The sequence below is a fragment of the Desulfococcus multivorans genome, from assembly GCF_001854245.1.
GTDB classification, from domain to species: Bacteria; Desulfobacterota; Desulfobacteria; order Desulfobacterales; family Desulfococcaceae; genus Desulfococcus; species Desulfococcus multivorans.
Genome location: NZ_CP015381.1, coordinates 2,016,213 through 2,036,553 on the forward strand (window position 1 = coordinate 2,016,213; position 20,341 = coordinate 2,036,553).

At 58.3% G+C, this 20,341-nt stretch carries 18 protein-coding genes; 14 read left to right on the forward strand and 4 right to left on the reverse strand.

Annotated elements, in window-relative coordinates:
* Positions 1 to 18: 18 nt before the first annotated feature.
* Positions 19 to 2,079 carry an alpha amylase C-terminal domain-containing protein gene (locus dmul_RS08815; protein WP_020876434.1) on the reverse strand — a complete coding sequence of 687 codons (2,061 nt, stop codon included), beginning with the start codon at positions 2,077 to 2,079 and terminating at the stop codon, positions 19 to 21.
* 439 nt (positions 2,080 to 2,518) lie between these two features.
* Here dmul_RS08815 and dmul_RS08820 point away from each other — a divergent pair, with 439 nt between their 5' ends.
* From dmul_RS08820 to dmul_RS08830, 3 genes are all read left to right on the forward strand, one after another.
* Entirely contained in the window at positions 2,519 to 4,969 is a 2,451-nt protein-coding gene (locus dmul_RS08820; RefSeq protein WP_020876433.1) for a Lon protease family protein, read from the forward strand.
* A complete protein-coding gene (locus tag dmul_RS08825; protein WP_020876432.1) occupies positions 4,969 to 5,805 on the forward strand; it encodes a universal stress protein in 837 nt (278 codons plus the stop codon). The genes dmul_RS08820 and dmul_RS08825 overlap by 1 nt, the downstream gene beginning before the upstream one ends.
* Before the next feature lie 239 nt (positions 5,806 to 6,044).
* A complete protein-coding gene (locus tag dmul_RS08830) occupies positions 6,045 to 6,338 on the forward strand; it encodes a hypothetical protein (RefSeq protein WP_144016408.1) in 294 nt (97 codons plus the stop codon).
* Between the two features lie 8 nt (positions 6,339 to 6,346).
* Here dmul_RS08830 and dmul_RS08835 read toward each other — a convergent pair whose 3' ends face one another.
* Positions 6,347 to 7,003, reverse strand: a complete 657-nt coding sequence (locus tag dmul_RS08835; protein WP_020876430.1) for a response regulator — start codon at positions 7,001 to 7,003, stop codon at positions 6,347 to 6,349.
* Between the two features lie 159 nt (positions 7,004 to 7,162).
* Here dmul_RS08835 and dmul_RS08840 point away from each other — a divergent pair, with 159 nt between their 5' ends.
* Together dmul_RS08840 and dmul_RS08845 are read left to right on the forward strand one after the other, a co-directional pair.
* A complete protein-coding gene (locus dmul_RS08840) occupies positions 7,163 to 7,615 on the forward strand; it encodes a response regulator (RefSeq protein WP_078081242.1) in 453 nt (150 codons plus the stop codon).
* A gap of 63 nt (positions 7,616 to 7,678) precedes the next feature.
* On the forward strand, positions 7,679 to 9,412 hold the full coding sequence (locus dmul_RS08845; protein WP_159449701.1) for a PAS domain-containing sensor histidine kinase: 1,734 nt from the start codon (positions 7,679 to 7,681) through the stop codon (positions 9,410 to 9,412).
* 43 nt (positions 9,413 to 9,455) lie between these two features.
* On the opposite strand, the gene dmul_RS08850 is transcribed toward dmul_RS08845, so the two are convergent.
* Together dmul_RS08850 and dmul_RS08855 are read right to left on the reverse strand one after the other, a co-directional pair.
* Positions 9,456 to 9,698, reverse strand: coding sequence for a YwbE family protein (locus dmul_RS08850; RefSeq protein ID WP_327078294.1), 243 nt, complete (start codon positions 9,696 to 9,698; stop codon positions 9,456 to 9,458).
* A gap of 3 nt (positions 9,699 to 9,701) precedes the next feature.
* Positions 9,702 to 10,073, reverse strand: a complete 372-nt coding sequence (locus dmul_RS08855) for a hypothetical protein (RefSeq protein WP_020876426.1) — start codon at positions 10,071 to 10,073, stop codon at positions 9,702 to 9,704.
* A gap of 707 nt (positions 10,074 to 10,780) precedes the next feature.
* Between dmul_RS08855 and dmul_RS08865 the strand changes: the two genes are divergently transcribed.
* From dmul_RS08865 to nuoK, 9 genes are all read left to right on the forward strand, one after another.
* A complete protein-coding gene (locus dmul_RS08865; RefSeq protein WP_020876425.1) occupies positions 10,781 to 11,185 on the forward strand; it encodes an NADH-quinone oxidoreductase subunit A in 405 nt (134 codons plus the stop codon).
* Positions 11,164 to 13,551, forward strand: a complete 2,388-nt coding sequence (locus tag dmul_RS08870; RefSeq protein ID WP_020876424.1) for an NADH-quinone oxidoreductase subunit B/C/D — start codon at positions 11,164 to 11,166, stop codon at positions 13,549 to 13,551. The genes dmul_RS08865 and dmul_RS08870 overlap by 22 nt, the downstream gene beginning before the upstream one ends.
* A 48-nt stretch (positions 13,552 to 13,599) precedes the next feature.
* Positions 13,600 to 14,109, forward strand: coding sequence for an NADH-quinone oxidoreductase subunit NuoE (nuoE, locus tag dmul_RS08875; RefSeq protein WP_020876423.1), 510 nt, complete (start codon positions 13,600 to 13,602; stop codon positions 14,107 to 14,109).
* A gap of 5 nt (positions 14,110 to 14,114) precedes the next feature.
* Positions 14,115 to 15,386 (forward strand): complex I 51 kDa subunit family protein, encoded by a 1,272-nt coding sequence (locus dmul_RS08880; protein WP_020876422.1) that lies wholly within the window; start codon positions 14,115 to 14,117, stop codon positions 15,384 to 15,386.
* A gap of 6 nt (positions 15,387 to 15,392) precedes the next feature.
* Positions 15,393 to 17,798: an NADH-quinone oxidoreductase subunit NuoG gene (nuoG, locus tag dmul_RS08885; protein WP_020876421.1), complete on the forward strand. Its 2,406-nt coding sequence runs from the start codon at positions 15,393 to 15,395 to the stop codon at positions 17,796 to 17,798.
* Between the two features lie 72 nt (positions 17,799 to 17,870).
* Positions 17,871 to 18,917, forward strand: a complete 1,047-nt coding sequence (nuoH, locus tag dmul_RS08890; RefSeq protein WP_020876420.1) for an NADH-quinone oxidoreductase subunit NuoH — start codon at positions 17,871 to 17,873, stop codon at positions 18,915 to 18,917.
* A 38-nt stretch (positions 18,918 to 18,955) separates the two neighbouring features.
* Complete coding sequence (gene nuoI, locus dmul_RS08895; protein ID WP_020876419.1) at positions 18,956 to 19,492, forward strand: NADH-quinone oxidoreductase subunit NuoI; 537 nt, start codon at positions 18,956 to 18,958, stop codon at positions 19,490 to 19,492.
* 9 nt (positions 19,493 to 19,501) lie between these two features.
* Positions 19,502 to 20,029, forward strand: coding sequence for an NADH-quinone oxidoreductase subunit J family protein (locus tag dmul_RS08900; RefSeq protein ID WP_020876418.1), 528 nt, complete (start codon positions 19,502 to 19,504; stop codon positions 20,027 to 20,029).
* Positions 20,026 to 20,340, forward strand: a complete 315-nt coding sequence (gene nuoK / locus dmul_RS08905; RefSeq protein ID WP_020876417.1) for an NADH-quinone oxidoreductase subunit NuoK — start codon at positions 20,026 to 20,028, stop codon at positions 20,338 to 20,340. The genes dmul_RS08900 and nuoK overlap by 4 nt, the downstream gene beginning before the upstream one ends.
* Position 20,341 lies beyond the last annotated feature (1 nt).

Here is a 20,341-nt window from a genome sequence, read left to right on the forward strand (position 1 = left end):
CGGTGCGATCGGAGAGAATCAGCCTGTTTCCCGATCGTCGGTGGTCGGCGCCAGGACCAGCGCTGTCCGGGACGGCAGGTAGAGGCTGAGAAAATGCCGGTGAATCCGGTCGGTCAACGTATAGTGGATCATGCCGGGATCCTGGCGCGCAAGACCGCCGTAACCTTCGCGGTCGGTGTCGAGGGCGACCCGATAGGCGCCCGGCGCCGCCGGTATCCAGTAGTCGGTGTGGGAGCGGGTGGGATGAAAATTGAATGCAAACACCTTTCCCGCTCTCAGAAAAGCAAGCACCCGGCTGCCTTCATCCAGGTGAAGGAGGAAGATTTCCTGGCCGAACGGTATCTGATATTCGGTCGAGAATGCCGTCAAGTCCCTGTCAAAGGTCGCGAGATGATGATAGCGCAGCAGGGGATCGTCCATCAGATGCCATTGACGTCGGGCGTATCGATATGACCATTGATTGCCCTCGCGGGGAAAATCGATCCATTCGGGGTGACCGAATTCGTTTCCCATGAAATTGAGGTAACCATGTCCCGCGGTGGCCAGGGTCGCCAGGCGAATCAGCTTGTGGAGGGCAATCCCCCTTGCCACAACGATATCCTCGGTCAGTACGGACATATGACTGTAGATGCGGCTTCCCATGAGGCGAAAGATAAGCGTCTGGTCCCCCACCAGGGCCTGATCGTGCGATTCGGCATAGCTGATGGTTTGTTCGTCGGCGCGTCGATTGGTCAACTCGTGCCAGAGGTGCCCCATGGACCAGAATTCATCGGGAGTGTCCTTGGTCAATCGGATCCAGTAGTCGGGGATGCCCATGGCGAAGCGGTAATCGAACCCCACGCCCCCGTCTTCGAGAGGGGCCGCCAGCCCCGGCATGCCGGAAACATCCTCGGCGATGGTGACGGCGGTATCCGAAAGCGTGTGCACGACGCGGTTGGCCAGGGTCAGGTAGGTCAACGCCGCCTCATCCACCGATTCGTCGAAATAATCGTCATAGACGGTAAAAGCCTTGCCCAGTCCGTGGTGGGTATAGATCATGCTGGTGACGCCGTCGAAACGAAACCCGTCGAACCGGTATTCGTCCATCCAGAAACGACAGTTTGACAACAGGAAATGAAGGATGTGGACGTTGTCGTAATCGAAGCAGCGGGAATCCCACGCCGGATGATCGCCCCGGTCGCCCTCGTGGAAATACTGGAAGGGTGTTCCGTCGAATCGGGAAAGCCCTTCGACCTCGTTTTTCACCGCATGGGAATGAACGAGATCCATGAGCACCAGAAATCCCATGCCGTGTGCTTCGTCCACCAATGCCTTTAAATCCTCCGGCGTTCCGAACCTTGAAGAGCACGCGAAAAAATTGGATACCTGGTAGCCGAAAGAGGCATAATACGGATGCTCGGCGACCGCCATGATCTGGAGGGTGTTGTAGCCTGCCCGGCGGATGCGTGGGAGGACGTTTCTACGGAACTCGGCGTAAGAGCCGATTTTTTCGGCGTCCTGGGCCATGCCGATGTGGGTTTCATACACGAGGAGGGGGCCGCGCTGCTTCCGGGGTCTTGGATGTCGCCACTGATGGGGAGCGTCCGGACGCCAGATCTGAGCGTTGAAACTGCCGTTGTCGGGGTTTTGAACCACGCGACGGATCCAGGCGGGAATCCGGTCGCCGCGTCCGCCCGGCCATCGCATCTCGAGGCGATAGAGATCCCCGTGGGCGAGATCCCCGGCATCCAGCGTGATTTCCCAGACACCCGTGTCGCTTATACGCGTAAGTGCGAAGCGATCCATGACCTTCCAGTCCGAAAAAGAGCCTTTCAAATAAATTTCCCGGGCATTCGGGGCCCATTCCCGGAACACCCACCGGCCGTCTTTGAAGTGCATACCGAAATATTCGTGGCCCGAGGCAAAATCGGCGAGCGTTATTTTTCCCGAGGTCAATCGTAGCTCCATTTCATCGGTCCGCACGATGCGTCGGCGAATGACGTCCCGGTATGGGGTCAGAAGCGGGTCTGCCGAAAGTCGGCGGCGGAGCATCCCGTCGATGATCTCCGGGTGCGAATGATCGATATCGTTTTTCGTCATGTTTTCTCCAATCCGGTCATACTTCGATTTTCACGAACCGTTTCGGGGCGCTTGTCCCCCTTTCAGACGTCAGTCTCTTCCCGGTCAACATCACGATGGCCGAAGGCTGAGAACGCAATGCCATATCTTACAGGCTCAAGTCCGTCTCATCAACCGGGAAAACCCTCCTGTCTCGAAAAAGTCACATATCCCGGCAGGGACGACATCCCGTTCAAATACAGTATCGACGTACTCTGGATACCGGTATCGCTGTATAGCGTCCGACAGGATCCAGAATATAATATAGTACCTCAACCGTCGACTTTCGTGATATCGATGTAAAGGGCCTGAAGACAGGAGGGGGATGGGAACGCCGCTTTTCATGTGCATACCGACGGGCCGGTCGCCTCTATTCTGAACCTCTGATTGAAACCCGTTTGAGCGGAGAAAGGGAGATGTAATGAGCATAGAACCCGTTGCGTTGGAAAAACTCTACCATCGCTGTGATCCCGAACAATTTGCTTTCAAAACGACGGACGAACTGGAGAACCTCAGCGAGTTCATTGGCCAGTCACGAGCCGTTGACGCTATCCATTTCGGCGTCGATATTCGACATGACGGCTACAACGTTTTCGCCCTGGGCGATCCGGCAACCGGAAAATTATCCCTTATCCGCGAATTGCTGCGGCTTCGGGCTTCTAAAGAGGATGTGCCTCCGGACATCTGTTATGTCTACAATTTTGATGAAGCCCACAAGCCCAGACACCTGGTCATTCCGCCGGGAAAAGGCAAGAGCCTTGCCCGGGACATGGAGCAGCTGGTGGAGGAGGTTCGAAACGCCCTTCGCGCCGCCTTTGAAAGCGAAGAGTATCAGAACCGTCAGCAGAGCATCAGTCAGGAGCTTCAGGAACAACAGGAGAAGGCTTTCGGTGAGCTGCAGAAAAAAGGTGAAGCTTACAATCTCGCCCCGCTGAGAACCCCTGCGGGTCTTGTCTTCGCTCCGGTTCGCGACGGAGAAGTGATGCCGCCGGACGAGTTCAAGAAGTTACCCGATGCCGAGCGGAAAAAGATCGAGGAAAAGGCCGAGGAACTTCAGCAGGAGGCCATGAAGATCTTTCAGAAGATCCCTCAGTGGGAGCGGAAGATGCGGGAAAAACGGCGCAACCTCAACCGGGAGATCACGGGGTTCACCGTCGGGCCGGTCATCGACGAACTTCGTCGGAAATACGAGGATATCGCGGATGTTCTGAGTTATCTGGATGCTGTTGAAAAGGACATCATTCGAAACGTGCGGAACTTTTTTCAGCCCGATGCGGGACAGCAGAAGGAGGAGGCATCGATGCCGGTGCCGTCGTCCGGCACGGTCGGCCCGGACGGACGGGGAGAAAACCCGGCGCTGAGGCGTTACAAATTGAACATTCTGGTGGAAAACAGCGGATCGGAGGGTGCCCCCGTCGTTTTCGAGCAGAACCCGTCCTATCAGAATCTCGTGGGACGCGTGGAGCACATGGCCCACATGGGTGCGCTGGTGACCGATTTCAATATGATCCGACCCGGGGCGCTGCACAAAGCCAGCGGCGGCTATCTGATTCTCGACGGCTTGAAGCTGCTTCAGCAGCCCTTTGCATGGGAAGGGCTCAAACAAGCCTTGAAAACCCGTCAAATCCGAATCGAATCCCTCGGTCAGATGTACGGATTTATTTCCACCGTATCCCTCGAGCCCCAACCCCTGCCGCTGAATGTCAAGGTGGTCCTTCTGGGCAGCCCCATGCTCTATTACCTGATACGCCATTATGATCCGGAATTCGGAGAACTCTTCAAGGTGGCCGCCGATTTCGATTATCGTATGGATCGGACGCCTGAAAACGAGCAAGCCTACACACGCCTGATCGCCACCATGGCCCGAAAGCACAGGCTGCGCCCCTTCGATCGGACCGGCGTGGCCCGGATCATCGAGCAGGGATCTCGAATGGTGGAGGACGGTCGGAAGCTTTCCGTTCTGATGCGCGTGATCTGCGATCTGTTGAAAGAGGCGGATTATTGGGCCGGCAAGAACGGCAGCGGGACGGTCGGCGCCGCCGAAGTCCAGAAGGCCGTCGATACGGCCATCCATCGTTCGGACCGCCTCCGGGAGATGGTGCATGAGCAGATCCTGCGGGATATCGTTCTCATCGACAGCACGGGAGACAAGGTGGGGCAAGTCAACGGACTGTCGGTGATCCAACTGGGGGATTTCGCTTTTGGACGGCCCAGCCGGATCACCGCCCGGATACACCTGGGCAAGGGCGACGTCGTGGATATCGAAAGGGAAGTGGCTATGGGCGGTCCCATCCATTCCAAGGGGGTCCTGATTCTGGCGGGTTTTCTCAACGGTCGCTTCGCCGTGGATCACCCCCTTTCCCTTTCCGCAAGCCTCGTTTTTGAACAGTCCTACAGTGGTGTGGAAGGGGACAGCGCGTCGTCGGCGGAGTTGTATGCGCTCCTGTCGGCCATCGCCGACGTGCCCATCAAGCAATCCCTGGCGGTGACGGGCTCCGTGAATCAGCACGGGGTCATTCAACCCATCGGGGGCGTCAACGAGAAGATCGAAGGCTTTTTCGACGTCTGCCGATCGAGGGGGCTCACGGGAGACCAGGGTGTTCTGATCCCGTCATCCAACGTGGATCACCTCATGCTGCGGCGGGATGTGATCGATGCTGCGGCGGATGGGAAATTCCGGATCTATGCCGTGGAAACCATAGACCAGGGCATCGAAATCCTGACGGGCATTTCTGCCGGCACCGCCGACGCCGAGGGCAACTATCCTGCCGAAAGTGTAAACGGCAAGGTCCATGCGCGGTTGAAGGAGATGGCTGAAAAACGAATCGCTTTTGGACGAAAAATGCAAGGGGAGAAGAAGGAGGATGCGTAATGAAAGAGGTTTCCATTCGACGGATTCTGGTGGCGTTGGATGCCTCTTCGTCCTGCGTCGAAGGGCTTAAAATCGCCGCAGAAATGGCCGCGCGTCTGGGTGCGGAACTGGCAGGAGTGTTTATTGAGGACATCGATCTGATCCGGGCCGTGGAGTTTCCGTTTACCCGCGAGTGCGGATATTTCGGGGCCGAGGTTCGCCGTGTTGAACCTTATCAGTTGGAAGAACAGCTTCGGGCCCAGGCGGGTCGGATGCGGAAAATTCTCGAGGCCATCGCCACCCAACGGCAGTTGAACTGGAACTTTACCATTATCCGCGGGTCCGTGGCCCGGGAATTGCTGTCACTGGGTACCGATGCGGACCTCATTATCATGGGGCGATCAGGACGCTCTCTGCTGGGATCCAAGCGGTTGGGCTCCACCGTGAAAGAAGTGATCACCCGGAGGAGCGGCTTGACCCTCATTCTTCACCAGAAGACGGCCAAGCCCGATCATCCGATGGTGATTTACGACGGCACGCCGTCCGCCCTAAAAGCCCTGGATGCCGTCACCGTTTTTTTGACGGACGACGAGATGGAAGTATGTGTCTTTCTCCTGGCCGACACCAAGGAACAGGCCCAAAAATACCGAAAGGCGGTTGACGATGCCATGGGGCCTGCGGGGCGTCGGGTAAAGTTTCGACTCCTGATCAGCTCAGATCCGGCGGTGATTGCCCATTTCGCCAATCTTGAAAGCAGCGGCCCGCTGCTGCTTCCGGGAGAACGCTGGCGCACGAAAGCGGAAGAATTGATCGAACTGGTGAAGGCTCTCGATGGGCCGGTTCTGGTGGTAAAATGATTCGGAGACGGGGACATCGGGCGGAGTAGGGACGTTTGGGGCATTCATACATAGCCTGAGCCGCATCGTATACATCCATTCCCCCATGGAAAGCCTCTCCAGATCTGCGCTAATATGAAATCGTATCTGAGAGAAGGGATTCCGACGATCGGTGCGCTGAATGCCTTGAGGCGTAGATAGACCGGTCGTCGACCTCATGATTCGGATGAAGCCTTTGGCGCAGACTGAAAATGGAGGAAATGATGAAAGCGATCGCGGTCTACCTTGATGACACGCCCGTTCGCTTCACCGATGACGGACGGGTTTTTGTAATCGATGCCATCGCCGTCGTCGCCGAGGGGTTGATCGACAATGCCGAAGCGACGGCTGCGGGCCCTTTGTGGGATGATCTGGTCCGCCGCAATCCGGAACTGATGACATATTGTCGCGAGATTGACGACATGGGAGAGGGGTCGATTCCGGTGGCCGACAGCGGCGGATGGGACAAAATCCACGAAAAGCTTTTCGAGCTTCTGCTGGAGCAGCTGGAATGAGGGCCGCATCAATTCCTGGCCACCAGCCCTTTTTCGATGGCGTAGGCGGTCAAGGCCGACGCGTTGTGGATATTGAGCTTTTGCATGATGTTCGATCGATGCTTTTCAACCGTTTTCGGGCTGATGAAGAGAAACCGGGCAATCTCCTTGCTCGTGTAACCCTCCCCCACGAGCTTGAGAACCTCCCGCTCCCGCTGGGTCAGCGTGTCCCACGGCGTTTCGGACTTGAGTGTTTTTCGACTTTCGATGTATCCTTCCAGGACCTTGCCGGCGATACCCGGGCTGATGAAATTTTTGCCTGAGAGCACGACGTGTATGGCCCTGAGGAGTTCCTCCTGGGTGGAATCCTTGAGACAATACCCTTCCGCCCCCGAGCGAAAGACCTCGAGGATATATTCTTCCGAGTCGTGAATGGTGAGTGCCAGTATCTTGGTCTTCGGCGAAAGGCGCTTGATCTCTTTGAGGGCGGCGATGCCGTTCATTTTCGGCATGGACAGATCGAGCAGGACGAGATCATGACTGCACTTGGACACACACCGTACGGCGGAGAGCCCGTCTTCGGCCTCTCCGGCGATTTCCAGGGCGTCGTCGGACTCAATCATGAGCCGAATGCCTTCTCTGAGAAGCGTGTTGTCTTCAGCGATAATGATGCGCTTTTTTTCCATTTCGAGTCCGTCGTGGTCGGTTTGAATGAGAAAAACGATATAGAGGCTTTAGCAAATCCGGCGAGCAAAGTAAAACGCAACTTTCGACTTTCAGAGGCCGTATCTTTCCGGTCATCGTCATGAAAGTCGAAAGTTGAATTTCGGTTTTGAAGATGCCGGATGGGAAGAGACTGTAGTCAGATATTCCAGAAAACCCATAAGGGCGGCTGCGCAATGATGTCCGGTTCGACTTCACGTGAAAGCGGTGTTTCATGCATCCTGGTCGTTGAGGATAACGATCAGCTTCGAAAAACGCTCTGCGAGGTGCTGGCGGAAAACCTGTCGGGGGTCGCCGTCGTGGCGGCGTCGAGTTGCGAAGAGGCTGTAGCGCGTATTTTCAGGTCGGTCCCGGATGTCATTATTACCGACATTCACCTGCCCGGGAAGAGCGGCCTCGTTTTGACGGAGAAAGTCAAGGCGCAATATCCTTGTCTTCCGGTGATCATCCACACGCAATACACCCTGCCCGAATATCGGGAGGCCGCCGAAGCATTGGGCGCCGATCTTTTTCTTGTCAAGGGGAAAATTCAACTGAATCGACTCTGCCGGCTTATCGGCGGATTTTTGGATTGATAATTCAGCCGACGTCGGTTAAGGTACCAGAACGCCAATGTATCACGCCGAAGCGAAATGCCGATGACCTCAAAAAGCCGATCCCATCAGCTCAGAGCACGCGCCGAAGAACTCCTGAATGACCGATTGTCATGGTCCTCCCGGAATTCAGGGACGGATTCCGACGCCGTGCAGCGTGAACTCCTGCTTTGTCAGATTGAGTTGGAACTCCGGAATAGCGAGCTTACAGCGCGTCATCAGACGCTCGAAAGGCTTCAAGATCATTATCACGCCCTGTTTGATTATGCACCCGTCGCCGCAATGACACTCACCGCCGACGGTGAACTCATAGAAGCCAACCACGCTGCGGCCGATCTGCTGCAGGCTGAAAAGGGATCCCTTTCCGGGGGGCGGTTTGAGCGCTTTATCCGACCGGGGGATCGTCGCCGCTTTCGCCTGCATCTGGAACGGGTATTTGGGGGTGGCGGGCGTCGGATCTGCGAACTGGAGATGAGAAAGACCGACGGCACCGTCTTTTTCGGGCAGATTATCAGCCTGCGTTACGACAGCGGGGGTGAATCGCAATGCCAGACCCTCGTCATCGACATCTCCTACCGGAAGCGCTTCGAAGCGGAAATGGAGGATCGCATTGACGGGCGCACACGGGAGTTGAACGCCCTGAACATGCAACTGGAACAGGAGATCGAGTGGCGCAAGCAGACCGAGGAGCGGCTCGATTCGGAACTCAATTTCCGCACCATCATCGAAGAGAGCATACCTGTGGGAATCTGCGTTTTCGATACCAACGGTCGTCTGATCCACGCCAACAGCCATCTGTGTGATATGCTGGGCTTCTCCCGGGATGAGCTCATCAACATCTATCCGCCGTATCCCTTCTGGCCGGAAGACGATATGCTGTCCCGGATGGAAGAACTGAAGAATTTTATCGAAAGGGATGATGTTTCCGAAAATGTCATTCGGGAATACCGGAAAAAAAACGGCGAACGGCTATGGGGATTGACCTCCCGGATAAAAATGAAGGATTATCACGGAAAGCGTTATGGTATCCTGGGATCGGTCTTCGATATTACGCCGCGGAAAAAAATCGAGGAGGAGCTGAGACTTTCAGAGCGAAAGCTCCGGGCGCTTTCCGTTAAGCTGATGGAAGCCGGAGAATCTGAACGGAAGCGAATCTCCAAGGAGCTTCACGACAGTGTTGGATCCGCTCTTACCGCCGTTCAGTTTGCCATGGAGAGAAAAGTCGGCGAGATGGATGGACGTCCCTGCGAAAAGAAAACCTGCCTCGAGGATATCCTTCTGATGATCCACACCATCGCAGACGAAGTCCGCAGAATATCCAAAAATCTTCATCCGTCGGTCCTGGAAGATCTCGGCATCAAGGCGGCCTTACGAGCCTATGGACGTCAGTTTCAAAAGCTTTATAGAAATATCGCCCTCGACCAGATTGTCGACATGGATGAATCTGCGGTACCCGGCTACCTGAAACTCCTGATCTACCGAATCGTTCAGGAGTCCCTGAACAACGCCGTCAAGCACGGCGGTGCCGACCATGTTCGTCTTGAGCTGAGGCAGAATGACAACACCCTTGATCTGGTCGTCCGGGACAACGGTCGGGGGTTTGATCTTCAGGAGATTCAGAAACGGAATCTGGGCATCGGCGGGCTCGGGCTGGAAAGCATGAAAGAGCGAACGGAGCATGCCGGGGGAATGTTCGAGGTGTCGTCCGCCCCCGGTGTCGGCACCCGGATTCGAGCGGCCTGGACTCTGGATCCGCCCGAAGCTTCAGGAGATCCATAACGTCATTACGGGAGAATATCGCGAAAATCATTAGGGAATGGTGTCAATCCAGGATTTCCTTGACCCTGCCGACGTCGCCGCTTTCGAGGCGCACCTTGATGCCGTGGGGGTGTGTCGCCGATCGTGTCAGGATTGCCTTCACGATGCCGCGGGTCAGTTTTCCGGATCGCTGATCCTTTTTCAGGACGATCAGGACCGATCGGCCCGGAGCGATATCGGCGCGGCGGGTGCCGTCCACGGGGTTGGACGCCTGATGTCCGTCAACCATCGGGGATCGTGACGGCATGCGCTATCGACCGTCCGAAAAGCCGGGAACGATGATGCGATTTTCCCGCTTTTCGTTCATTTGCTCTCGCTGCATCTGTTTGACGTGTTCGACCATATCGGCCAGGGCCTGGTTCATGGCATCCGGAAAAACGTCCATGGCCTGTTTGAAGGTGTCGGCTTCAAGGCGGGCCTGAAGCGGGACCGGCCCCTCAGGGGACATCAGCTCCGTATGCCCGATGAAGATTGGGGAGCGGCTGGGATCTTCAGTGCCGTCCGCGTGAATGGGGACCAGCCTCCGGATGGATGCCACCTTGAAATCGGTGATGGCCTCTTCCCGATAAAGGTTCCGGGTGTCCACCGTAAAATCAATACCGTGTGCTTCTGTTGTGCTCATAGTAATATCTCCAGTGCTTCTTCAAATATAGCGGCGTCCGGCGTCCATGGGGATGACCGGGTTTGCCGCAAGTGAGGCGAAAAAACAACGAACCCCTACGCCCGTCCCCGGTTTTTTGACAACGGGGGCGATGTCGGAGCGGTCCGTTTCAGATGCCGTGGATCCTGATGTCGCCGCCGGCCGGATCCTGTAAGGCCTGAAAGGATCATACACACAAATCCGCCGACTGGCCATACCTATTTTTGGCCTCGACTTTCGAATATCACCCAACTTCCTGAAATTTAAGATTCAACATATAGGCTGAAGGCTGAAGACTGAAGGCTGAAGGGGCACAAGGGCGTCGTTTGGCACAGGTTCATCCCATCGGCTTTTGTAGGCTGAAGGCTGAAGGGGGGATAAGCGTCCAGTTCGGCATAGGCTTACCGCTTCAGCCTTCAGCCTTCAGCCTATTCTTCAGCCTTCCGAAAGTTGAAGCCTTATAATGCCTTGGAAAACGGGGCTTGAGCCGAAAAAAGAAGGGGTTGACATCGGCAGACCCTCAGTTTATAAGTTTAACCTCATTAAGGAAAGTTTCCCGATTGAAAACCGTCGCCGGAAGCGGTCCCCCGCGATGGCGCACGATACATGCCGTGCATGGCACCACCATCCCTCGTTGATTTGGGATCGGCTGAAGATCATCGGCCGGTCCGGCGGCTATTGGAGGACGCATGCAACCCATTCTAGATTCCGATATGATGTCTTCCTGGGCGCCGGGCGTTTTCAGCCTTGTCTGTTTCAGCACGGCTGTTCTGGTTCTGGTGGCGGTGCTGCTGTTTATTTCCGCCTGGCTCGGCGAAAAACGTCCCAACCCCGAAAAATTGAGACCTTATGAAAGCGGGATCATTCCGACGGGTACGGCACGACTGCGATATCCCGTCCCCTTTTTTCTGGTGGCGATCTTCTTTCTCATTTTCGACGTCGAGGGTGCCTACATCTTTTCCTGGGCGGCGGCCTGTGAAAGCATCGGATGGGCGGGATGGATACAGATGTCCTTTTTCATCATCGTTCTGCTGCTGGGTCTGATCTATATCTGGCGGAAAGGAGGGCTGGAGTGGGGTCCGGAAAAACACTAGCCGCTCTGGAGCCGCTGTTTCGACCGGCGGATGCCGTCATCAACTGGGCGCGATCGAGAAGCCTCTGGCCCATGTTTTTCGGTCTTTCCTGTTGTTTCGTAGAGGAGGCGACGGTCATCACATCCCGTTACGACATCGCCCGTTTCGGCGCCGAGGTCTTCCGCCCCTCGCCTCGTCAGGCCGATCTTCTCATCGTATCGGGCACCGTCTTCAAGAAGATCGCTCCCGTGGTGCTGCGTCTCTATGAGCAGATGCCCGAGCCCAAATGGGTCATCTCCATGGGATCCTGTTCGAACACCGGGGGGATGTACGATGTCTACTCGGTGGTTCAGGGCGTCAACCAGATCCTGCCGGTGGACGTCTATATCCCGGGATGTCCGCCGCGTCCCGAGGCTGTCCTTCAGGGGCTGACCCTTCTCCAGAAAAAGATCGAAGAGACCGAACGTCCCAGCCGACCCGTTTTTCATCTGGGCGGAGGGCGCCAGGGCACCCAGGCACCCGTTCTCGTGGACGGCGTGACCAAGTCCCGTGATCCAAGAGGACCGGGCATGACGGGAACCGTCATCCGCGGTTCGTCGGTGACACCCCCCGGGTTTCCGGAAAGCCGGTCGGATCTCATGTGGACCCCGGAGCCGAACCGCATCGTCCTCGGTGAACACGAAAAGTCACTCTCCGAAACGCTTTCAGCGCGATTCGGGAGAGGCGTCAAAGCACGGCCGACGACCTCGGACATCCTGACCCTCGACGTCGACAAAGATCAGATCAAGCCGCTGCTCAGATATCTGAAAACCGAATCCCCCGTGCGGTTCGAGCGGCTCGACGACCTTACAATCATCGACGAGTCGGCCCGCCGCGATCCTTCGGCATATCCCGATTTCACCCTGGTGTACCATCTCCTGGCCTTCGACCCCGCCACCCGGGTCCGCATCAAGGTTCCGCTGTACGGCGACATCCCCTTCACCGAGACCGTCACCGACATCTGGCCGTCAGCCGACTGGTACGAACGGGAGGCCTTCGACATGTTCGGGGTTCGCTTCGAGGGCCATCCCAATCTTACGCGCATCCTCATGCCGCCGGACTGGGAGGGACACCCCCTTCGAAAGACCCATCCCGGCAGGGCCACCGACATGGCGCCTTACACCCGCGAAGACGCTGCGACAAAACAACCGCTTGACGGCGGTTTCTACATCCGGCAACCGGGAGCCGGGGAATTGATTCTCAACGTCGGTCCCCACCATGTCAGCACCCATGGACTCCTGCGCTACATCCTCTCTCTCGACGGGGAAGAGATCACCCGCCTCAAGATGGAAATCGGCTATCACCACCGGGGCGTGGAAAAGATCGGCGAACGACAGACATGGCATCAGTTCATCCCCTACACCGACCGGGTCGACTACCTGGCCGGCGCCGCCAACAACCTTCCCTACGTCATGGCGGTCGAGCAGCTGGCGGGCATCCGCGTACCGGATCGGGCCCAGTGCATCCGGGTGCTTCTGAGTGAGCTTTTCCGGCTGAGCAATCACCTTGTTTTCGTGGGCACCTTCGCCCATGATCTCGGCGCCATGACGCCGACGTTCTACTGTTTTCGCGAACGGGAGATGATCCTCGACATCGTCGAACTCATCACCGGCGGCAGGCTCCATCCCTCATGGTTCCGCATCGGCGGTACGGCCGCCGACCTGCCTTCGGGGTGGAAGGAGAAGGTCGACGAATTCGTGCGGATCTTCCCCGGAATGATCGATGAATACGAAGCCCTGATCACCCGGAACCCCATTATTCGCGCCAGAACCGTGGGCGTCGGGCGGATCTCCCTGGCCGACGCCAAGGACTGGGGGGTCAGCGGACCGAATCTCAGGGCCTGCGGTCTGGCATGGGACCTTCGCAAGCAGTTTCCTTATTCGGGGTACGAAAACTACGATTTCGAGGTTCCAACGGCCGTGGGCGGCGACTGCTTTGACCGTTACGTGGTGCGTATCGAAGAGATGCGCCAGAGTCTCTCCATCATTCGTCAGGCCGCGGCCAACATGCCCGAAGGCCGGTGCGTCACCGACGACTATCGGTATGTGGTTCCGAAACGGGCTGACATGTTGAAGGATATCGAAAGCCTGATTCACCATTTCGTCAACGTTACCCGGGGCCCTAAAATTCCCGGAGGCGAGGCCTACGTCTGCTGTGAAATCCCGCGGGGGGAGCAGGGGTATTACGCGGTAAGCGACGGGTTGGGGTATGCCTACCGGATGCGCATTCGAAGCCCCGGTTTCGCCAACGTACAAGTGTTGCCCATGATGGCCGAGGGGTGGTCCGTTTCGGATCTCATTGCCATCATCGGGTCGGTGGATTACATTTTACCCGACATCGACCGTTAGAATCATTCAATCAACCTTCAATCTTACGGAGTGTACAAGGACGAACGGATGCCGACCGATGCCCAGAAAGACTCTCTGGAAAGAGAAATCCAGGCCGCCGACCACCCCCGGGAACTGGCCGTGGACGTTATGGCCGCCCTCCAGGACCGGGATGGATACCTGAGCGATGCGGCCGTGATGGAGACGGCGCGTCTCCTCGGCATGGATCCCGTCGAGGTGGAGGAGTTGGCCACCTTCTACACCTTCATCTATCGCGAACCCGTGGGCCGTTACGTCATTCACGTATGCGACAGCGTCGTCTGCTGGATGGAAGGATCGGAGACGATCGGTGGGCACCTGATGGGGACGCTCGGCATCGGCATGGGCGAGACCACGCCCGACGGCCTCTTCACCCTCCTGCCGGTCTGCTGCATCGGCTATTGTGATCGCGCCCCCGCGATCCTGGTCAACAGAAAAGCTTACGGGCCCCTGACCATTGCCGATCTCGACGCACTCATCGACAGGCTCAGGAACGCGGCGGATGCCCCGGGAGGGGAAAACCCAGGAGAGGAAGAATAGACGCCATGTATCCCCAGATTCTCCTCCGGAACCGAAAGCCCGACCGGATAGCCACGCTTGCGGAATACCGTGCCGGCGGCGGCTATGAAGGGCTCGTCCGTGTGCTCCAGCAGCGATCCCCCGCCGAGGTGCGGCAGGTGCTTCTGGACGCGATCCTCCTGGGCCGCGGAGGAGCGGCCTTTCCCGCGGGCATGAAGATGATGACCGTGGCCGAGGATGCGCCTTTTCCCAGGTATCTCGTCTGCAACGCCGACGAGATGGAGCCGGGAACCTTCAAGGATCGGGTGCTCATCCATGCCGATCCGCACCAGCTTATCGAGGGGATGATCCTGGCGGCCTATGCTATTTCGGCGGAGAAGGGGATCATTTTCATCCGGCCGGAATACGAGAGCGCCGCCCGGATTCTCGAACGGGAGATCGGGATTGCCCGGGAGGCCGGATTCCTCGGCCGGAACATACTGGGCAGCGGCATCGATGTCGAGATTGTGGTTCATCGCAGCGGCGGGCGCTACATCTGCGGCGAGGTGACCGCGCAGATCAATGCTCTGGAGGGTCGGCGGCCCAACCCCAAACAGCCGCCGCCCTATCCGACGGAAAAAGGGTTGTGGGGAAAACCCACCGTTCTTCAGAACGTGGAAACCCTTTGCTGTATTCCGCACATCCTCAGAAACGGCGCCCAGTGGTTCAAGGATCTGGCTTTGACGGAAAGCGGCGCCGGAACGAAGATCTTCGGGATCAGCGGCAAAGTGAATCGGCCCGGTTGCTACGAATTGCCCATGGGGGTTCGCCTCAGCGAGATCATCGAGGACTACGCCGGGGGCATGAAGAACGGCGGCGAGTTCAAGGCCTGCCTGCCCGGCGGCGCGTCCACGGGCTTTCTCACCCGGGAACACTATCATATCGAGATGGACTTCGACGCGCTCAAATCGGTCGGCAACCGACTGGGGACCGGTGCCGTCATGGTCTTTGACCGGGATACCTGCCTGGTGGCCGCCACCCTCAATCTTATCGAGTTTTTTGCCCGGGAGTCCTGCGGATGGTGCACGCCCTGCCGCGAAGGGCTCCCCTATATCCGCGAAATCCTGTGGCGTATCGAAACCGGAAAAGGCACGGCTGAAGACATTCCGGCGCTGAAGAAAATCTGTAAACATCTCTGGTATTCGTACTGTGCTTTCGCGCCGGGCGCCGTCTCGCCGGTGGAAGGGTTGCTGACCCACTTCGAGGGTGAGGTGGCGGCCCACATCAACCAGAAGAAATGCCCTTTTAGGAACAGCTGACCATCCATGCCGAAACTGACCATCGACAACAGGGAAGTGACCGTCGAACCGGGAACCAAGGTCATCGAGGCCGCGGCGCAACTGGGGATCATGATTCCCCGGTTCTGTTACCACCCCGCTCTGGGCGCCGTAGGTGCCTGCCGCGTCTGTGCCGTGAAGGTGCTCGCGGGACCGCCCCGGACGACGGGGATCCAGATGAGCTGCATGCTCGAGGCCCGGGACGACATGGTGGTGTCGACCACCGACGCGGAGGCCGTCGATTTCCGACGGCATATCATCGAATTCCTCATGCTCAACCATCCCCACGACTGCCCGGTGTGCGACGAAGGGGGCCACTGTCTCCTTCAGGACATGACGGTTTCGGGTGGACACGGCATTCGGCGATACAAAGGCAGGAAACGCACGCATGCGGACCAATACCTGGGGCCGCTGATTCAGCACGAGATGAACCGCTGCATCCAGTGCTACCGCTGCGTCCGTTTCTACCGGGAATATGCCGGCTACACGGATCTGGGCGTCATGGGCATCGGCTCGAGGGTCTATTACGGCCGGTACGAAGAGGGCGTTCTTGAAAACCCGTTCGCCGGCAATCTTGTCGACATCTGTCCTACAGGGGTCTTTACGGACAAACCCTCCCGTTACAGGGGACGCCGATGGGATTTCGAACGATCGCTTTCGGTCTGTATCAACTGCTCCCTGGGATGCCGTACGATCGTCTGTTCCCGCTACCGCGAAGTGGTCCGCCAGGAGGCCGGATTCAACCCCGACGTCAACGGCTATTTCATCTGCGACCGGGGGCGGCACGGCTTCTATTACGCGTCCGCGAAGGATCGACCCCGCAAGGCCGTGGTTGACGGGAATGCCGTACCCGCGGCGTCGGCCGCCGAGGAGGCCGGAAGACGCATCGACCGGGTTCGCAACATCCACGGCGGGCAGGCTGTTGCCTGTGTGGGGTCTCTCCGGAACAGCCTGGAAAGCCAGGGCACGCTGAAAGCCGTCTGCAAGGCCCGGGGCTGGCAAGGGCCGGTTTTCTTTGACACGGCAGATGCAGCGGCGTGCACGGCGGCCGCCGTTGCCGGTCTGAATCGGCGCACCGCCGTTGCCATGCCCCGGTTGGCGGAAGCAGACCTCATCGTGGTCCTGGGCGCCGATCCCGTGAACGAGGCCCCCATGGCGGCGTTGGCCATGCGACAGGCCGCAAGGGCCGGCGCGGCCGTCATCGTCCTTGACCCGCGGCCGACAGTGTTGCCCATGCCGTTCACACACATACCGCTGCGGCCGGAGGAGATCGGCCCTGTCTTCGCATCGGCCGTCGGTATGGGTGAGGATGCCGAACCTTTGCCGTTGGCGGCTGTTGAAAAACTGCGGGCGCTCGTGGCCGAGAGCCGGCGGCCCGTCATCGTCTGTGGAGCGGATGTTGTTCCCCCAACGCTGCCGACCATTGCCGCCGACGGCGTGTCGCACCTTCAGGATTCCGGAAAATCCGCGGGTCTGTTCTACCTGCTTTCCGGACCCAACGCCATAGGAGCGGCGCTGTTCACCGACGGTGTTCCCTCGGTGGACGACGTGGTGGCCGACATCGAAGCCGGCCGGGTTCATGCGCTGGTGGCGGTGGAGAACGATCTTTTTCACCGATATCCGGATCACCACCGCCTGAAAAAGGCCCTGGACGCTCTGGATGTTCTTGTGGTTGCAGACTACCTCGACCATCCGTTGTCGCATCGCGCCGATATTTTTCTGCCGTCGGCCACCGTTTTCGAAGCCGGCGGCATCTTCGTGAATCAGGAAGGGCGGGCTCAGCGGATTTCACCGGCATTCAAGGGGGGCACACCCCTCTCTCAAATCACCGGCGGCGCTCATCCCCCCCGGGAATTCACAGCGGACATCCCCGGCAGCGACGCCGCTCCGGCATGGGCGATCATCGCAAAACTGGCCGGCGACGCCTCCCTGGACCCGGCATCCCCGGGTGACCGCTATCCGTCCCTGACCGTTCTGGACGATTGCCGACCGTTTCCCGAGGACGGCATCCTGCTCGACAGGACCCTCGGTCTGTCGACGCAAATCCCGCCGTCGGCTGCGTCCGGCACCATTGCCGGGGGAGACGACATCCTTGTCATTACCACGGACCTGACCTTCGGCACCGAGACGCTCTCCGCCAGATCCGCCTGCCTGAATGCGGCGGCATCGGCGCCAAGCGCCGTGATGCACGACGCCGATGCCGGCGAGATGGGACTTTCGAGCGGCGATATCGTCATTATCCAAGGCACATCGGGGCGGCTGTCCATCCCCCTGCGGACGACCGCCGAGATGGCCCGCGGCGTCCTGGTGATTCCGCGGCATCACCGCGTTTCCTGGCAGGTGCTGGGAAAAAACATGGCGGGCATCGACAGAAAGCGGATTCAGAAAGGCTGAAGAAGACGCGATGACGATCGCTTCCGAGATGCGGCATCGGGACATGGAGAATAATCAGGACGCAAAGGCCCGGTGGGGGCTCAGCCCGAAGCCTTCGGCCCGATAACATTATACTTTTGGACCGTTAAACCTATGTTGAACTGGATCGCCGGATTTATCGTTTTGTGGGTTAAGATCACAGTGGTGCTGACCGTGCTGTTGCTGTCGGCGGCCTATCTCGTATGGGCCGAGCGGAAACTCCTGGGACGGCTTCAGGTCCGGCTGGGGCCGAACCGGGCAGGAAAATTCGGTCTTCTCCAGCCCATTGCCGATGCGCTCAAGATGCTCTGTAAGGAGGATATCGTCCCTTCGGCGGCCGACCGCGTGATCTTTCTGCTGGCGCCTGCGGTGGTGGCCCTGACGGCCTTGCTGATGTTCGCCGTCGTGCCCTTCGGCCCGCCCGTGGTAATGTGGGGCCGGGAAATTCCGCTGGTGGTTTCCGACATCAACGTGGCGCTCCTCTACGTCTTCGCGCTTTCGACCCTCGGGGTCTACGGCGTGGCGTTGGGCGGGTGGGCTTCCAATTCCAAGTTCGCGCTGTTGGGGGGTATTCGCGGGGCGGCCCAGATGATCAGCTATGAACTGGCTCTGGGGCTCTCCCTCATCCCCGTGGTCATGACCGCGGGCTCCTTCAGTCTGGTGGAGATCGTCAACGCTCAGGCGGATATGCCGTTCATTGTCTTCCAGCCCATTTCCTTTATTATTTTTTTCATTGCCGCCATGGCCGAGAGCAAACGGATCCCGTTTGATCTTCCCGAGGCGGAAAATGAGCTGGGGGCGGGGTTTCACACGGAGTACAGCGGGATGCGCTTCGGTCTCTTTTTCATCGGCGAGTATGTACACATCCAGGTGCTTGGGGCGCTCACCGCCGTCTTTTTTCTCGGCGGCTGGCGCGGTCCCTTCTTTCCGGGGCCGGTCTGGCTCTTCATCAAGATCATTTTTATCGCCTTGGTAATGATCTGGATCCGGGGGACGCTTCCACGGCTTCGATACGACCAGCTCATGGCCCTGGGCTGGAAGGTGCTGATCCCGGTCGCCCTCCTCAATATCCTGGTCACCGGCGCCTTTGTGCTGATCTGAGGAAACAGGAAGAGAAGCACAGGAAGAGAAGCATAGACATGACAGATGTTTTCGATGCCATTAAAGCGATCGGCAGCGGGTTCGCCACCACCTTCCGGCACCTCTTCCGGCGCCCCATAACCGAAGGGTATCCGGAATACAAGCGGCCTTTGCCTGAACGATCCCGGGCCCGAATCATTCTCACCCGTGACCCGGACGGAGGGGAGCGGTGCGTGGCCTGCTATCTCTGCTCGGCGGTGTGTCCGGTGAGCTGCATTTCGATGCAGTCCGCCGAAAAAAGTGACGGACGGCGGTACGCTCGATGGTTCCGCATCAATTTCGGACGGTGTATCTATTGCGGGCTCTGCGAGGAGGCCTGCCCGACCTCGGCCATTCAGTTGACGCCGGATTTCGAGAACTGCCGGCAGGACATCCTTACGCTCGTCTATGAGAAGGAAGACCTTCTCGTGGACCACTGCGGCAAGGATCCGGCGTACAATTTCTACCGGCACGCCGGTATTGTCACCCGTGAAGCGGCCAAAGGCGAACACATCGGGGAGGACCCGCCGGTCAACATCAAAAGCAATTTGCCGTAAAGGGATCACATGACGATATATTCAACCCTATTTTATATCCTGGCGGCGGTTATCCTGGCTTCGACGGCCATGGCCGTCAGTCGTCGCAATCTGGTTCATGCGGTCATCTACCTGGTCTTTTCGTTCTTTGGGAGCGCGCTCCTCTTTTATCTCTTCGGAGCGCCGCTTCTGGCCGCCCTTGAAGTCATTATCTATGCCGGGGCCATCATGATCCTTTTCCTGTTTATCGTGATGATGCTTCGAATGGAGGGGATTGAGGAACGGTTGTTTCCACTCAGGCAGTGGCTTCCGGCCATGGGAGTCTGTTTCGTCTACGGGCTGGTTCTGGTGCTGCTCATCACCGCCGACACGACGGGAACAGCACCCATGACAGCCGCCGCCGTCGACCCGTCAACCTTCGGTCAGTTTTTGTTTCAGCGCCACTGGCTGGCCGTCGAGATCGTCTCCATGCTGCTGCTGATCGCCCTGGTAGGCGTACTGAGACTGGGCAAAGACGCCGGAAAGAAGCCGGAGCGGGAAGGGGAGGTGAGGCCATGATCGTACCGTATCATCATGTTCTGATTCTGGCCGGCCTCCTTTTTCTCACAGGGATGTTCTGCCTGGTGACCCGACGCAACCTGATCATGATGGTGCTCGGGCTCGAGATTATGCTGAATGCTTCGGCCGTGGCTTTTGTGGGGTCCGCCCTCCAGTGGCGGCACCTGGACGGTCAGGCCATGGCGATTTTCATCATCGCGGTGGCCGCTGCCGAGGTTTCAATCGGACTGGGGCTCATTGTCTGGATCTATCGGCGGACGGGCACCGTGGATGCCGGATGCATCGAAACCGATGCCTGCCGGATCGACTGAC

Bases quoted from the DNA above. Each gene is read 5' to 3' on its own strand.
- dmul_RS08815 (WP_020876434.1), bottom strand. From the start codon at position 2,079: ATGACGAAAAACGATATCGATCATTCGCACCCGGAGATCATCGACGGG.
- dmul_RS08820 (WP_020876433.1), top strand. From the start codon at position 2,519: ATGAGCATAGAACCCGTTGCGTTGGAAAAACTCTACCATCGCTGTGAT.
- dmul_RS08825 (WP_020876432.1), top strand. From the start codon at position 4,969: ATGAAAGAGGTTTCCATTCGACGGATTCTGGTGGCGTTGGATGCCTCT.
- dmul_RS08830 (WP_144016408.1), top strand. From the start codon at position 6,045: ATGATGAAAGCGATCGCGGTCTACCTTGATGACACGCCCGTTCGCTTC.
- dmul_RS08835 (WP_020876430.1), bottom strand. From the start codon at position 7,003: ATGGAAAAAAAGCGCATCATTATCGCTGAAGACAACACGCTTCTCAGA.
- dmul_RS08840 (WP_078081242.1), top strand. From the start codon at position 7,163: ATGGGAAGAGACTGTAGTCAGATATTCCAGAAAACCCATAAGGGCGGC.
- dmul_RS08845 (WP_159449701.1), top strand. From the start codon at position 7,679: ATGACCTCAAAAAGCCGATCCCATCAGCTCAGAGCACGCGCCGAAGAA.
- dmul_RS08850 (WP_327078294.1), bottom strand. From the start codon at position 9,698: ATGCCGTCACGATCCCCGATGGTTGACGGACATCAGGCGTCCAACCCC.
- dmul_RS08855 (WP_020876426.1), bottom strand. From the start codon at position 10,073: ATGAGCACAACAGAAGCACACGGTATTGATTTTACGGTGGACACCCGG.
- dmul_RS08865 (WP_020876425.1), top strand. From the start codon at position 10,781: ATGCAACCCATTCTAGATTCCGATATGATGTCTTCCTGGGCGCCGGGC.
- nuoE (WP_020876423.1), top strand. From the start codon at position 13,600: ATGCCGACCGATGCCCAGAAAGACTCTCTGGAAAGAGAAATCCAGGCC.
- dmul_RS08880 (WP_020876422.1), top strand. From the start codon at position 14,115: ATGTATCCCCAGATTCTCCTCCGGAACCGAAAGCCCGACCGGATAGCC.
- nuoG (WP_020876421.1), top strand. From the start codon at position 15,393: ATGCCGAAACTGACCATCGACAACAGGGAAGTGACCGTCGAACCGGGA.
- nuoI (WP_020876419.1), top strand. From the start codon at position 18,956: ATGACAGATGTTTTCGATGCCATTAAAGCGATCGGCAGCGGGTTCGCC.
- dmul_RS08900 (WP_020876418.1), top strand. From the start codon at position 19,502: ATGACGATATATTCAACCCTATTTTATATCCTGGCGGCGGTTATCCTG.
- nuoK (WP_020876417.1), top strand. From the start codon at position 20,026: ATGATCGTACCGTATCATCATGTTCTGATTCTGGCCGGCCTCCTTTTT.